Here is a 738-nt window from a genome sequence, read left to right on the forward strand (position 1 = left end):
ATTGACCGTGCGGATGATGTCCACTGCCGGCTGAAGGGTTTCCACCCAGTCCTCCGGATGCGGCTCGACATGAAGGTTCATACCTTCCCGCTCGAACACTGGCACAAGTTCCTCCATTGAACGCCACCAGGAGTCTTCGCAGGCCTCGATCATCGAGCCGGTATGGCAACAATAGCAGGCCCCCTTGTCAGGGTGTGGGCCACGGCCGAATTCCGAGTTCATCGTGTCGACTTCCAGTTCGAGGCAGATCTCGATGGCGCGCTTCCAGTGCCGCACCGCGGCCTTGCGCTCGTCCTCGTCATTCGACGCCCAGCGATACATCGGCAGCAGCGAGGCGATCCCCACACCGGCCTCTTTCAGCGCCCGCCTGAAGCCCCGCACCCGTTCCGGAAACACCCGCGGCGCCTTGAACCATTCCAGAAAATCTCCCCGGGAAAGTTCGATCCAGTCGAAGCCGATTTCCTTCACTCTGAAGGGTAGTTCCTCCAGGCCAAGATGACGGTGCATGAACGGATCAAGTGCGATCTTCATCGTATGTCCTCCCTGCGGCAGCGCTTCGGCAAGTCCTGCCGCGCGGTCCGGCAGTCTCTTCTTACGCGCTCTGGAACGGGCACGCCGCGTGCGCTGTTGACGATTTTTCGTCAGCGGCGCACTCTCGCGCATGACTGGAGCCCAAGCTTCCCGCAAGACACGGCCGCGCGCCCGCCTTGCCGACATTGCGCGGGTGCGGGTGTAAGC

1 protein-coding gene is annotated in these 738 nt (G+C 62.1%); it reads right to left on the bottom strand.

The features are described 5' to 3' along the window. The coding region (locus RT91_RS19870; RefSeq protein WP_240314397.1) for a sugar phosphate isomerase/epimerase at nt 1-663 on the bottom strand (663 nt) is incomplete at its 3' end. Nucleotides 664-738 lie beyond the last annotated feature (75 nt).

The sequence above is a fragment of the Acidiphilium sp. JA12-A1 genome (assembly GCF_000724705.2).
GTDB classification, from domain to species: domain Bacteria; phylum Pseudomonadota; class Alphaproteobacteria; order Acetobacterales; family Acetobacteraceae; genus Acidiphilium; species Acidiphilium multivorum.